Raw genomic sequence first — 12733 nt, forward strand, 5'->3', positions numbered from 1 at the left:
TTTGTCAGTGTTCCTACCCTCCGAAAGCGGCGCCTCTGGCGCCGTTTTTTATTGAATAAAGGAATTCCATGGATACCCAAGCCACTGATACGCAATTGATTGAAACCAAGGTGGACGGCGAGATCGTCTACGAGGGTGGCTTCCTGCGCGTGCAGCGCGACCGGGTGACGCTGCCGGACGGCAAGATCACGGCGCGCGAATTCATTTTGCATCCGGGTGCCGTCGTCATCCTGCCGCTGCTCGACGATGGTACGGTGCTGATGGAGCGCCAATACCGCTATCCGCTGGAGCGGGTCTTCATCGAATTCCCCGCTGGCAAGATCGACGCGGGCGAAGCGCACCTGGCCTGCGCCCAGCGCGAGCTGCTGGAAGAGACAGGCTACACGGCAACAAGCTGGCAATTCGTCTCCACCATCCATAACGCCATCGCCTATTCGGATGAGCACCTGGAGCTGTACCTGGCGCGCGGCCTGGTGGCGGGCGAGCGCCGTCTCGACGACGGTGAATTCCTGGAAACGTTCACGGCCACCGTGCCGCAGCTGCTGGACTGGGTCAGGGATGGCACCATCACGGATGTGAAAACCGTGATCGGCATCTTCTGGCTCGACAAGATCACCAGCGGCGCCTGGCAGCCGGCCTGATCCCATCCATGCGCACGGCCATCTTCCTGTTGCTGGCGGCTGCCGCCTGCGGTGCGCAGGCGCAGACGCGCACGCCGTTCCAGGTGCGCTGCGAAGACAGCATCAGCAAGACGGTGTCCGTGCTGACGGCGCAGCAGAACGGCTACAGCATCGACACGCATCTGCCGTACAAGGCGCTGACGGTAATGAAAGGCATGGCGCGCGCCAACACTTGGGTGCTGGGCCTGACGAAGACGGATTCGCAGGTGCAGATTGGCCTGGCCGGTCCCATGCTGCAAGACCCCGCCAGCGGCTACGAATGTGTGGCGCCGCAAATCACCGTCAAGATTACCTACGCGCCCGTGGTGATCTATATCGGACGCGAGTTCGCTCCCGGCAGCTGCGCGTATGATGAGATACTGGCGCATGAGCTGCGGCACATGAAAACCTATATGGAGCATTTGCCCAAGGTGGAAAAGACCGTGCGCGCCGCGCTGGCCAGGCGCTTCGAGGCGCGCCCCCTGTATGCGCCGCGCGGCACGGCCAAGGCGGCGCTGGCGCGCGAGATCGACACGGGCTGGCTGCCCTACATCAAGGCGGAAATGCGCAAGGTGGAAACCTTGCAGGCCGCCATCGATTCTCCGCAGGAATATGCGCGCCTGGGCAAGGCCTGCAAGGGCGACATCCAGAACATCCTGGCGGGCAAGGCATCGCCCGCCAACTAGACAAGGAATGGCATGACAGTAGCAGTACCGAATAGCGTCCGTTACTTTGCGCTGATCCCCGCCGCCGGCGTGGGCGCACGCATGCAAGCGGGCAGTCCCAAGCAATATTTACCCATCGCCGGCAAGCCCATGCTGCGCCACGCGCTCGACGCCTTTATGGCCAGCCCTCTCATCGCGCACACGTATGTCGTCGTCAGCGCCGATGACGGCGTGATCGACTCGGTGGTGCAGGAGCACGGCGCAGGGTCTGGCGTATCGGTGCTGCGCTGCGGCGGCGCCACGCGTATGGAAACGATCTTGAACGCCCTGCAAGCCTTGCACGGCAGCCTGCAGGCGCACGACCAGGTGCTGGTGCACGACGCGGCGCGGCCCGGCCTGACGCCGGCGCTGATCGAAAAACTCATTACCGAAGTGGGTGACCATCCGGCCGGGGGCTTGCTGGCCTTGCCCGTGGTCGATACCGTCAAGCGGGCAGGCGTGGGGAATGTGTCGGCGCAGACGGTGCCGCGCGACGGCCTGTGGCTGGCGCAGACGCCGCAAATGTTCAGCTATGCCTTGTTGCACAAAGCCTTGTCCGAAGCGCCCGATCCGCAGGCGATTACCGACGACGCCAGCGCCGTCGAAGCGCTGGGCCTGGCGCCCAGACTCGTCGAGGGCCACCCGCGCAACCTGAAGGTGACCCTGCCGCGTGACATCCACACGGCCGAACTGTATTTGGCCCATCCTTGAATCCTGAACCGAAAGAGCGCATGACGATCACCAACACTCCCGACCTCCCATTTCGCATCGGCCAGGGCTATGACTGCCACGCCCTCGTGGAAAACCGCGACCTGATCATCGGCGGCGTGAAGATTCCGCATCACCTGGGCTTGCTCGGCCATTCCGACGCCGACGTGCTGCTGCACGCCATCACGGACGCCATCTTCGGCGCGGCCGCGCTGGGCGACATCGGCCGCCATTTCCCCGACACGGACGCGCAATTCAAGGGCGCCGATTCGCGCACCCTGCTGCGCGAAGCCGTGCGCCGCGTGCAGGCGACGGGCTACGTGATCGGCAACATCGACGCCACCATCATCGCCCAGCGCCCGAAGATGGCGCCGCACATCGCCGCCATGTGCGCCAACGTGGCCGCAGACCTGGGCGTGAGTGTGGGCCAGGTCAACATCAAGGCCAAGACGAATGAAAAGCTTGGGTATCTGGGGCGTGAAGAGGGGATTGCCGCGGAAGCCGTGGCCTTGCTGCTGCGGGCTTGAACCGGGCAGGCATCAGCAGTGTGTCGGGCTTACGCGGCGCGCCGCCGCTAATTCGCCCTAACAGGCTTATTGCTGTCATCAACAATATGTCGGATTACGCACGGCTGTGCCGTGCTCATCCGACCTACGCGCTCAATGCGCGCCCTGGTAGGTCGGAGTAGCGCAAAGCGCGTAATCCGACATCACCATCACCATCACCATCACCATCACCATCACCATCACCATCACCATCACCATCACCATCACCATCACCATCACCATCACCATCACCATCACCATCACCATCACCATCACCGCCGCAAGCTCAGGCACGGCACGGACGGCAATCCCTGGCCATTGTCTTGCAGGCGCAGCGCGCCACCGTGCATTTGCGCCGCGGCATGGTGGCGCGGCGGACATGGCCAGCGCCAGCAGGCTGGCCAGGGTGCCGGATCAATCTGCTACAGCGCCAGCCCGGCGCTTACGCCAGCCTTTGCATATCGTTAAAGTTTTTTAATGTTGGCGGTGGCCGCCCATGCCTGATGTTTCTTGATAAAAATTATTTCCGTGGGTGATATTTTGTGAATATTAAATGTTATTCACATGATAATATGCGTTCGGCAATTTTTTTGGATGCGACAAGACGTCATTCATCACCACGGAAATACTGAGAGAACGGATCCATATGCGCAGTCGTATACAGGGGCCGGCAATGCGCTGGCTGGGAGCGGGCATGCTGGTCATGGTCATGCTGGCGGGGTGCGGTGGTGGCGGCGGCGATGCTGCGGCACTGCCGCCAGTGGCGACGGTGCCGCAGCCTGCCATTTTGTTTGCCGGTGCCGTTTCGGCAGCCGCTGATGGCGCTGACGCGACGGGCAGCATGGGGGCGCCTATCGAACTCGATGCGGGCGGTAGCAAAGATGCGGACGGCAATGCCTTGAGTTTTGCCTGGAGCATTGTTAGCAAGCCAGCGGGCAGTACCTTGAATCTGGCAAATGCCAGCGCCGCGAAGCTGGTATTCCAGGCCGATGTGCTGGGCAGTTATGTCTTCAGGCTGCGCGTGACGAATAGCAAGGGCGGCTTTGCGGAAAAAAACGCCACAGTACTGGTGAATAACCGGGTGCCAAATACGGCGGTCGTGGTCAATGCCAGCTTTACGGCGGAACCCGTCGTCAAGCCGCCTGTGAGCGTGTCGGCGGGATCGGCTATCGTCCTCGATGCCACGGGCAGTACCGATGCCGATGGCGATGCGGTGACGACTACCTGGGACCTCATCGAGAAACCGGCTGGCAGCGCATCCGGCCTGCGCATTGCCGGCCAGGTGGCACGTTTCTCTCCCGACGTGCTGGGACAGTACAAGGTCCGGGCGCGCGGTGCGGATAGCAAGGGCGCGTATGCCGAGACAGTGTATGTCTTCGACGCTGCGAACCGCTCGCCATACAATGTCATTCTGGATACGGTTGCCATCATAGACCGCAGCCAGCAAACGGCAATCGCCGGCTCGCCGGTTGCGGCGAACGGCGCTTTGAGCTATGACGAGCACGGCGCAAGGCTGAGCTATTTGTGGAAGGTGGAAAGCCGTCCTGCCACGTCAGGTGCGGCGATTGCGTCGTCCGCCTTGCCGCAGCTGGCCTTTACCCCCGATGTGGCTGGCGCTTATATTGTGTCGCTGACAGTCAGCAGCGGCGCGGCAGCGAACACGGCTTATATGACCTTGAATGTGCTCGCGTCGGTACCGACCGTCGTGCCGCTCGGCTTCAAGCCCCTGTATGCCAAATACAGCACTTCGCTCGATCGCGTGGTGGCGGTGGCGGCGGATCCGGATGCCCTGAAGATTGTCCATCCTATCACCGGTGTCATCAAGTCCGTGATGTTGCCGTTGCCCGGCATCGCCTTGAGCCTGAGCAAGAATGGCAAACTGGCAGCCGTGCTGCAGCAAGGTAGCGTAAGCCTGGTCGATCTGGAGGCGGCGAAAATCATCCGCACGCTGGGAACCGGTGGCCTGCATACGGAAGTGGCGTTGCGTGATGACGGGATTGTTTATCTGACGGGATCGACCACATCTTCGTGGATGAGACCGGCGGTAGTGGCCTTGAACATGTTGACGGGCGCCGCGTCCGCGTCGCCTGACAGTTTTTCATTCTATGGGGTGACGCGAGGCGTCTTTGCCGCCACGAAGAACAAGGCCTTGCTGATTTCGGAAGGCATCAGTCCGGCTGACATCTATTACTTTACTGTCGATCCGGTGAGCGGCGCCATATTGACCACCGGCGACTCCCCGTACCATGGCGACTATCCTATGAGCTCGCCGCTGTTCCTGTCCGCCTCCGAGCAACTGGTGTTTACAGTCATGGGGAATTACTTTGACACGGATACCTTGCGGTTCGTGGGCAACCTGGGGCTGCCGGGCCAGATGATCGCGATCAGCCACTCCGACGCACGCGGGGAAGCGCTCGTCATGCGAAGCGTCTACAATGGTTCGCCATACTTTGCGAATGAATATTTGACCAGTTACAGGCGCTTCAGTATCGCCGGATCGCTCCTGTTGCCTGACGTGGATATTCCCCTGCCTGTCATTGAGGGCCAAGCCAGTTATGGCCTGGACATTTTCCATGGTGGAAATGGAAATCATGTGGCCCTGGTGCAAGCAGGCAGTGCGCAGGTGGGAGCGTCAGGTGTGAAATACTATGTCGTATATCGCTGATTGACGACCCTGGCGGGTTCGGTAATGCTGGCCCGCCTCATCCACTGATGGAGATTGCCCATGTTTTCACGTCCTGCTGACTGCCGCCCTTGGCTCGCCGCCCTGGCTGCCCTGGCATTCATTACCCCGGCCGCCCATGCCGAACTGCAAGCCACGGGCGAGCCGCCCGCCGCCAAACAGGGCTGGAAGGCCGAGACTGTCGCGCAGGGCGTGCGCCAGCCGTGGGGCATTGCCTGGCTGGGCGAGGGCCGCGCGCTCGTTACCAGCAAGCTGGGCACCTTGCACCTGCTGAATGGCAAGACGTTCAGCGACGTGGCGCTGGAAGGCATGCCGGCCGTCTTTACGGGCGGGCAGGGCGGCCTGCTCGATATCGTCATCCACCCGCAGGATGCCGGCAAGCCCAATCCCCGCGTGTACATGACGCTATCGACGGGCAACAATGATGCCAACCGCACGACCCTGGTGCGCGGCGTCTTCGATGGCAAGAAGGTGACGGGCATCCAGACCCTGTTCAAGGTGGCCACGGACAAGAGCGGCGGCCAGCACTTCGGTTCGCGCCTGCTGTGGCTGCCGGACGGCAGCTTGCTGATGAGCGTGGCCGATGGCGGCAACCCGCCGCTGCGCATCGGCGACCGACTGGCGCGCGAGCAGGCGCAGAACCTGGCCACGCACCAGGGCTCCATCCTGCGCCTGACGGACGAGGGCAAGCCCGTGCCCGGCAACCCGCTGGCGGCCAAGGGCGCCTTGCCGGAAATCTGGTCGTACGGCCACCGCAACGTGCAGGGCCTGGCGCTCGATCCCGTGTCTGGCCGCGTGTGGGCCACGGAACACGGCCCGTATGGCGGCGATGAACTGAACTTGGTGGTGGCAGGCGGCAACTACGGCTGGCCGTTGCAAAGCTATGGCGCCGACTACAAGACGCATGAAGCCGTTGGCAAGCACGAGGTGGAGGGCATGCTCAACCCGAGCGTGGCCTGGGTGCCGTCGCCGGCGCCGTCGGGCCTGGCCGTCTACACGGGCGACAAGATTCCCGCCTGGCGCGGCAGCGTCTTCAGCGGCGGCCTGGCGGCCAAGGATATCCGCCGCATCGCCGTCGATGCCAGCGGCAAGGTGACGGGGCAGGACCGCCTGGCCATCGGCGCGCGCGTGCGCGACGTGCGCCAGGGGCCGGATGGCTATCTGTATGCGCTGACAGATGAAGACAACGGGCGCTTGCTGCGCATCGTGGCGCAGTAACACGGCAGGCGCCCACTTCGCTTAAGATGGCGCCTTTACTCAAGACAAGGTGGCAACATGGCCCGAGATACTTATGCATACCGGCATGTCGCCGTCGAATCGCGGTCCGTCAATGGCAAGGTGGAAATCCGCCCCGTGCCGGGCCAGGCCTTTTCGCCGGAACTGGCCGTGCAGTGCGCGCGCCGCCTGAGCGACCTGCAGCGCTATCCGCTGGGCAGCCGTTTCTTGCTGTTCGCCAAGCTGACGGACCGCCTGGGCGGCATACCTTTCCTGTATGCGTATCACGGCGATGCGGATGTCGTGATGACGCCGGCCGAAGTCAAAAAATTCCTCGGTGAATTTCGCCGAGGACGCATCTGAGATTGCCTCAAGCTCCTGCCTTGCAAGCCACGCCAGCGGTCACGGCTGCCGTGGCTTGCGGCTTGCCGAAGATGCCGATGGTCAAGGCGCAGCCGAGAGCAAACAGGCCGCCCACCACCATGGCGCTGGCCACGCCCAGGTGATCGACGGCCAGGCCGCCCAGCAAGGCACCCGACGCCAGCGATACTTGCACGATGGCCACGAACAGCGCGCTGCTGCCCTCCATCAAATGCGGCGCCGCCTTGAACATCCACGTTTGCACGGCGATCGGCATGGCGCCAAAGCCGAAGCCCCAGATCGCCACCAGCAGCATCGCCGTCACCTGATGGCTGCCCAGCGCGGCCAGCGCCAGGGTCGACACGCCCAGCACGGCGCCCGTCACCATCAGGGCTGAACGCTCGTGGCGCCCGGCCGCCCAGCCGCCGACGATATTGCCGATGAAGCCGGATGCGCCATACACCAGCAGCATGGCGCTGACGGTGCCGGCGGCCAGGTGCGACACCTGCGTGAGGAAGGGCGCGATATACGTGTAGGCGGCGAACTGGCCTGTAAACAGCATGGCCGTGGCGATCAGCCCCAGGCGCGCCTTGCGGATGCCGAAAATCATCGGCAGCTGGCGCAGGCGGATGGCTTGCGTCGGCGGCAGCTTGGGCAGCAGGAACAGCTGGCCGATGAAGACCAGCACGGCGATGGCGCTGGCCGCGCCAAAGGCGACTCGCCAGCCCACCAGTTCGCCCACCAGCGCGCCGGCCGGCACGCCCGCCACCGTGCCCAGCGAGACGCCGGCAAAGATGATGGACATGGCGCGCGAGGCGTGCTGCGGCGACACGAGGCGCGGGCCGATGGCGCTGCCGATGGCCCAGAAACCGCCCACGCCCACGCCCAGCATGGCGCGGCCCAGCAATATCGCGCCATACGATGGCGCCAGCGCCACCAGCAGGTTCGAGGCGATCAGCAGGGCCGTGAGGGCCAGCAGCACGATGCGGCGGTCCAGCCGGCCCGAACCGACGGTGACAAAGATGGCGGCAAACGCGGCAACGATGCCGGGCGTGGTGATCATCAGCCCCGCCTGGCCCTTGCTGATGGCCAGTTCGGCGGCCATGGCGGGCAGCAGGCCGACGGGGAGGAATTCGGAGGTGACGAGGGCAAAGGCGCCGATGCCGACGGACAGGACGGCCAGCCAGGGCGCCGCGGCGGTATCGTCGCTGGCGGCGGGCGTATCGGCCTGCGCCGGAGAGTTGTTGGGTGCGTGCATGGTGGGTTCCTGAATAGCGGGAGGTTTTTAACCGGTCGGTATATAATATCCGGGAATTAAAATCCTTGTCACAATTTTTTACCGAACGGTATGAAACAAGAGAAAAAAGAGCCAGCGCTGAAGGCGAAAACGGGACGGCCACGCACGTTCGACGCGGATGAGGCGCTCGATTGCGCCATGAAAGTGTTCTGGGAAAAAGGCTATGAAGGCAGCTCGCTGCCCGAATTGACGAAAGCCATGGGCATGAACCGGCCCAGCCTGTATGCGGTTTTCGGCAACAAGGAACAATTGTTCCACAAGGCCCTGGAGCGCTACAGCGATACGCGCATGCGGTTTTTCGACGCGGCGCTGGAGCAGCCGACGGCGCGCCAGGTAGTGGAAGCCTTGCTGACGCAGTATGTCGACGCGCAAACCATGCCCGACGGCCCGCACGGCTGCATGGGCGTGAATGCGGCGCTGGCCTGCAGCGACGATGCCTTGCCGATCCGCGATGAATTGTTTGCGCGCCGCCTGCGCGGTGAAATCAAGCTGCGCGACCGTTTGCGGCGCGCGAAGCAGGAGGGTGATTTGCCGCCGGACTCCTGCCCCGAGCAGCAGGCGCGCTTTGTCGTGACCTTGTCGCAGGGCATGGCCATCCAGGCCGCCGCCGGGGTCTCGCGCGAACAGCTGCACCAGATGGTGGCGCTGCTGTTGCGCAACTGGCCGATGTAGCCGGCTCTTTTAGCCGGCCTGGTCGATGGTCTTGGCCAGGTCGCTGGGCGCCTTGCGTCGCCATGCGGCCGTCAGGGCGGCGGCCAGCATGTCGAGTTCGGCATCGGCCAGGCGCACCGTGATGCCCGCCAGGCGCTCGCCCCACCACAGCTTTTCGCAGCCGGCGGGGGTGATGACGGTGGCGATATGTGCCGCTTCCGCATCGAGCAGAACGTTGATGTGCTCATCGTCGGGCAGGGTGGCAAAGATCTTCCCGCCCACGCGGAAGGCCGGACGGTCGTGGTGTTCTTCCTCGGTGGTATCGGGAAACGACAGTGCCAGATAGCGTAGTTCTTCCAGGTCGACCATTTCCTCTTTCCCCCTTATCGGATAGACAGTAGCGTGAGTGCATTTTGCCATGCTGTCCCGCCGCGTGGTGCAGCGGCATGCGAAAAGAAATGCGCAAGATGCGACAGTGGCGGGGCCAGCTGTGGCGCTGGCGCGACACGCCATGGTCTGCCGGGAAGGCTGCGCAGCCCTTGGCGCAGGGCGGAACAGCCTGCTTTTGCCTGTTCAGCGTGGCATTGTTAGAAAAATATCTTCCGTAGTCAAAAGAAAAATACTTTTCTTGTAGGAATTTAATATAGAATAGATTCAACGTTTTACCTGACCCGTCAATTGACTGGCTTTGTCCCGGGAACCCGAACCCTTTCCAGGACGCTTGCAGTGCCGCCTTGGCACGCCGCGAGTCCGCGCTGCGGAAGTCACGTTCCCGACCGCTCATCTTGCAATCTCTAGCGCTTCGCCGACACGCCTCAATGCAGCGTGTATTCAGCTCAAGCGCCACTCCGCCTGCTGCGCCCACTGAATACTTATTGACTGGATACCATCATGAAAAACTTGCCTAAAATCGCCTTGTCCCTGATCGTCGCTGGTGTGTTTTCCCACGCGAACGCCAGCACCATCACCCTGTCCACCGGCTATTCGGAGGCCGGCGCGCAAAGCTCCGCCGCCGCCTACCAGTCCGTCGTGAACGCCGCCGTGGCCACGCCGGGCGCCGGCTATGGCTCGACAAGCGTCGCCAGCTATGACAACCTGAACAACAGCAGCCTGTTCGGCAGCAATTCGAACATCGCCTTCAAATCCGTCATCAACTTTGGCGTCAGCGCCAGCGATGCGGGCGCCTGGAGCTTCCGCAGCGGCGTCGATTTCGGCAGGGGCGGCGCCCTGTTCCTCGACGGCGTGGCGCTGGACTTCAAGAGCAACGACATGTGGTGGGCAGGCAACTACAACAATGGCAGCCAGTTCCTCAGCGGTTCGAGCGCCTTGTCGGCCGGCAACCATACCCTGAGCATCTATGGCCTGGAAGGCTGCTGCGATGGCGGCCAGCAAGTGCAGTTCAAGGCCGGCAATAACAATTTCGCCAGCTTCGGCGCAAATGACGGCTTGATCTCGGCCGTGCCGGAACCGACCACCTACGCCATGCTGCTGGTCGGCCTGGGCTTGCTGGGCTTTACGGCACGCCGCAAGCAGCCAGCCAAGTTCTAAGTTTCAGCGATGCCCGCGCCTGACGGCGCGCATGAAAAAGCCCGCCGGTCTGCAAGGACACGGCGGGCTTTTTGACGTCAGGCGTAGGTGCGCTGGCGCTTACTCGTCGCCATCGTCCTCCGCATCGCCCTTGGCCGCCTTGCCCCGTTCGGCATCGACGCCGCGCTGCAGGGCGGCCGCATCGCGGAAGAAGGCGTCCGTCGTCTGGTTCGGGCTCAGGCGCAGCGCGGGCGGGTAGAGCACGGACATATAGGGCTCGTCGGCCAGGCGGCCATGGACTTGCAAATTGCTCAGCAAGATCAAGGCCGAGCCGATGATGGCCAGCACCACGGCCACCAGCGCGAAGCGGCGCGGGTGCTGCGGCTTGATCGTGCACAGGTGGTAGTAGATCATGGCGCAGACGATGGCGATGAACATGTGCCGGCCATAGCGCGTGAGCGCCTCCAGCGACAGCGCGTACGCTGCCACATTGCTGCCCAGTTCCCACACTTCCATGGCCAGCAGGCCGCAGCCGATGATGAACACGTGGCGGCCGAAGCGCGCCGTCTGGCCGAACAGGCGGTTGGCCACGGCCCAGATCGACGCCCAGATGAGGCCGCCACCGAGCGCATACGCGATGACCATCAGGTAGGCAATCGGCTCGAAGGCTTCCGCATCACTGAGCCAGTTGCTGAAGACGGCCGAGGCGCCGATCATGGCCAGGCCGGCCACGGCGGGACGCAAGCCTTCCCAGTTGTGCATGGTGGTGTCGCTCAGTTCCGGCGCCACCGGATGGTCGCTGGCGCGCACGCGCAAATGCGTATGCCCCAGGCGCACGATGCTGTTGCCAGTCAAGGCCACCTGCACCTGGCGCTGGCCACGGTGGATCACGCCGTTATGGCTGCCCAGGTCGCGCAGCAGCAGGCCGCCTGCGCCGTCGTCCTCGACGATGGCATGGGCGGCGGCCGTATGCGCGTCGTCGAGGATGAAGTCATTGTCGTAGCCGCGGCCGATGCGGATCGGCAGGGTCTCGATGCGCTGGCGCTGCCGCACCTCGCCATTGTCGGCAAGGATTTCGATGTAGTAGGGCGCTTTCATGGCTTGCGGCTGCTGTTGGTGGAGGGCGCGCGCGACAGCGCTTCGAGGAAGGTGCGCGTGGCGCGCATGCCGTTGGCGTAGGACACGCCGCGCGCATCGATGCGGCTTTGCAAGTTCATCAGTGGCTCATCGGTGCTGGCCGCCAGCAGGGCAAAATCGTACAGGCCGGCAAACTTGCGGTAGGCGCGCACGCACAGCACGGCGCGCAGGGGCAGGGTCTTGTTCTTGACGAACTGTTCGGTGCAATGGGGGCCCGTCAGGTTGGCGCTTTTATAGCTGCCGAAATTTTCGTTCTTGAATGACGCGCTGGCCAGCTCGGAAAAGCGCAGGGCGCCCAGTTCGCTGCTGCGCAGGAACTCATGGCGCATCGATACCTGCCCCGTCTGCAAGGCGCCGGAAATGAAGATGGCCGACTCCATGGCGCAGCTGGTGTTGTCGATCGTGTAGGGCTTGTCTGCCTTGACGTTGGAGCGGCCCCAGCAGCGCATCTGGTCCGATTCGCGCACGGGCACGCGGTAGGGGCCCATGGCTTTCAGGTTCAGCGGCGTGTCGAGCAGGCGCGCCAGCATCACTTCCTGGTGCGCCAGCAGTTGCGCCGTCACCAGCGGCTTGAAGTCTTTCGGCGGCTTGCCTTGCTGCGCCACCTTGGCCAGCAATTGCTGGGCATAGCGGGCGGGCACGAGGAAACTGACGAGTTCGCCATCGAGGCGTTTCGAGACATTGACGCCAGCCACGTCGCCGGCCGCCGTGACGCTGGGGCCGCCGCTCATGCCGGAATTGATGGGGCCCGTAAACATCAGCTGGTCGTAGAAGCTGCGCGTGACGACGCCGTTGTACGCGCCTTCCGAGATGGCGAAGCCCAGGTCCAGCGGATTGCCCATCGAATACAGGTACTGTCCCTGCGTCAGCGGCGCCAGCTGTTCCGGCATCTTGAAAAAGCCCGTGCCGTGACGGTTCACGCGCAGCACGGCCAGGTCGTGCAGCACGTCGACGGCCAGCAATTCCACATTGCCGCGCTGGCCGCTGGTATCGACCCATTCGCCCACATAGGTATCGGGGTCGAGCGCGAACTGCGACACCACATGATAGTTGCTGACCACCAGGTCGCCCGTGCCGATCAAAAAGCCCGAGCCGACGGACGACTGCGTGCGGCCGTTTTTCAGCAGCACGCGCACCTGCAGGATATCGGCGCGCGCCGCCGTGTACAGCTTTTGCGCGGCCGACGAAGGCGGCGGCAGCGCTTGCGCGGTGGCGGCCGGTGCGGCGGTGGCCGGTGGCGGCTTGAC

13 protein-coding genes and 1 pseudogene are annotated in these 12733 nt (G+C 63.6%); 9 read left to right on the forward strand and 5 right to left on the reverse strand.

Going from position 1 to position 12733, the window contains the following annotated elements; all coding sequences use genetic code 11:
* Positions 1 to 68: 68 nt before the first annotated feature.
* From JaAD80_RS15125 to ispF, 4 genes are read left to right on the forward strand one after another with little or no spacing between them, the layout of a single operon-like run.
* Positions 69 to 641 carry an NUDIX domain-containing protein gene (locus JaAD80_RS15125; RefSeq protein WP_102295147.1) on the forward strand — a complete coding sequence of 191 codons (573 nt, stop codon included), beginning with the start codon at positions 69 to 71 and terminating at the stop codon, positions 639 to 641.
* A gap of 8 nt (positions 642 to 649) precedes the next feature.
* Positions 650 to 1345: a hypothetical protein gene (locus JaAD80_RS15130; RefSeq protein ID WP_102295149.1), complete on the forward strand. Its 696-nt coding sequence runs from the start codon at positions 650 to 652 to the stop codon at positions 1343 to 1345.
* Between the two features lie 12 nt (positions 1346 to 1357).
* On the forward strand, positions 1358 to 2074 hold the full coding sequence (gene ispD, locus JaAD80_RS15135; protein ID WP_102295151.1) for a 2-C-methyl-D-erythritol 4-phosphate cytidylyltransferase: 717 nt from the start codon (positions 1358 to 1360) through the stop codon (positions 2072 to 2074).
* 20 nt (positions 2075 to 2094) lie between these two features.
* Positions 2095 to 2598, forward strand: a complete 504-nt coding sequence (gene ispF / locus JaAD80_RS15140) for a 2-C-methyl-D-erythritol 2,4-cyclodiphosphate synthase (protein ID WP_102295153.1) — start codon at positions 2095 to 2097, stop codon at positions 2596 to 2598.
* 124 nt (positions 2599 to 2722) lie between these two features.
* On the opposite strand, the pseudogene JaAD80_RS32010 reads toward ispF, so the two are convergent.
* A pseudogene (locus JaAD80_RS32010) lies at positions 2723 to 2833 on the reverse strand (hypothetical protein); the annotation flags it as partial.
* Positions 2834 to 3310: 477 nt separating this feature from the next.
* Between JaAD80_RS32010 and JaAD80_RS15150 the strand changes: the two are divergent.
* The 3 genes from JaAD80_RS15150 to JaAD80_RS15160 are packed head-to-tail and all read left to right on the forward strand — an operon-like array spanning position 3311 to position 6877.
* Positions 3311 to 5281, forward strand: coding sequence for a hypothetical protein (locus tag JaAD80_RS15150; RefSeq protein ID WP_146012400.1), 1971 nt, complete (start codon positions 3311 to 3313; stop codon positions 5279 to 5281).
* 60 nt (positions 5282 to 5341) lie between these two features.
* A complete protein-coding gene (locus JaAD80_RS15155; RefSeq protein ID WP_102295158.1) occupies positions 5342 to 6517 on the forward strand; it encodes a PQQ-dependent sugar dehydrogenase in 1176 nt (391 codons plus the stop codon).
* A 57-nt stretch (positions 6518 to 6574) separates the two neighbouring features.
* Positions 6575 to 6877 carry a hypothetical protein gene (locus JaAD80_RS15160; RefSeq protein WP_102295159.1) on the forward strand — a complete coding sequence of 101 codons (303 nt, stop codon included), beginning with the start codon at positions 6575 to 6577 and terminating at the stop codon, positions 6875 to 6877.
* A 7-nt stretch (positions 6878 to 6884) separates the two neighbouring features.
* On the opposite strand, the gene JaAD80_RS15165 is transcribed toward JaAD80_RS15160, so the two are convergent.
* Positions 6885 to 8132, reverse strand: a complete 1248-nt coding sequence (locus JaAD80_RS15165) for an MFS transporter (RefSeq protein WP_102295161.1) — start codon at positions 8130 to 8132, stop codon at positions 6885 to 6887.
* 90 nt (positions 8133 to 8222) lie between these two features.
* On the opposite strand from JaAD80_RS15165, the gene JaAD80_RS15170 reads away from it, so the two are divergent.
* Positions 8223 to 8843, forward strand: coding sequence for a TetR/AcrR family transcriptional regulator (locus JaAD80_RS15170; RefSeq protein WP_102295163.1), 621 nt, complete (start codon positions 8223 to 8225; stop codon positions 8841 to 8843).
* Positions 8844 to 8852: 9 nt separating this feature from the next.
* Here the strand turns inward: JaAD80_RS15170 and JaAD80_RS15175 are convergent, their stop codons facing one another.
* Positions 8853 to 9242, reverse strand: a complete 390-nt coding sequence (locus tag JaAD80_RS15175; RefSeq protein ID WP_258003009.1) for an MmcQ/YjbR family DNA-binding protein — start codon at positions 9240 to 9242, stop codon at positions 8853 to 8855.
* A 471-nt stretch (positions 9243 to 9713) separates the two neighbouring features.
* Between JaAD80_RS15175 and JaAD80_RS15180 the strand changes: the two genes are divergently transcribed.
* Positions 9714 to 10370, forward strand: coding sequence for a CCXG family PEP-CTERM protein (locus tag JaAD80_RS15180; RefSeq protein ID WP_102295166.1), 657 nt, complete (start codon positions 9714 to 9716; stop codon positions 10368 to 10370).
* A gap of 99 nt (positions 10371 to 10469) precedes the next feature.
* Here JaAD80_RS15180 and JaAD80_RS15185 read toward each other — a convergent pair whose 3' ends face one another.
* Both JaAD80_RS15185 and JaAD80_RS15190 read right to left on the reverse strand, forming a co-directional pair.
* The gene (locus JaAD80_RS15185) at positions 10470 to 11447 is read right to left on the reverse strand and encodes an FHA domain-containing protein (RefSeq protein WP_102295168.1); all 978 of its coding nucleotides are present in this window, start codon (positions 11445 to 11447) and stop codon (positions 10470 to 10472) included.
* Positions 11444 to 12733, reverse strand: a 1290-nt coding sequence (locus JaAD80_RS15190; protein ID WP_102295169.1) for a serine protease, incomplete at its 5' end; no start/stop codon positions are given. The genes JaAD80_RS15185 and JaAD80_RS15190, both read right to left, overlap by 4 nt.

This window comes from Janthinobacterium sp. AD80 (assembly GCF_002878455.1).
Classification (GTDB): domain Bacteria; phylum Pseudomonadota; class Gammaproteobacteria; order Burkholderiales; family Burkholderiaceae_D; genus Janthinobacterium.